Annotated in this window: 1 protein-coding gene; it reads right to left on the bottom strand. The window is 65.7% G+C overall.

The window, feature by feature from the left end; translation table 11 throughout:
- Positions 1-268, bottom strand: a 268-nt coding sequence (locus SB816_RS32045) for a FliG C-terminal domain-containing protein (RefSeq protein ID WP_410548251.1), incomplete at both ends; no start/stop codon positions are given.

Raw genomic sequence — 268 nt, 5'->3', positions numbered from 1 at the left:
ATAAGCGTCTTCTGCCTTGCCGCCGATCACGATCTGGCCGCTTTCGGCGAGGTTGCGCACGATCTGCAGGATACGCCGCTGCTGCGCTTCGACTTCCGAAACGCGCACGGGGCCGCGCGCGTCCAGGTCTTCGGCGAGCAGTTCCGCGGCGCGCTGCGACATGTTCGCGAGGAACTTCTGGCGCAGCGCGGGCGGGGCGCCCTTGAGCGAGATGATGAGCGATTCGGACTCGACTTCCTTGAGCAGCAGCTGAATCGCGCGGTCTTCG

The sequence above is a fragment of the Achromobacter sp. SIMBA_011 genome, from assembly GCF_046535435.1.
Taxonomy (GTDB): Bacteria; Pseudomonadota; Gammaproteobacteria; order Burkholderiales; family Burkholderiaceae_B; genus Achromobacter; species Achromobacter dolens.
This window is presented reverse-complemented; position numbering and strand designations above follow the sequence as displayed.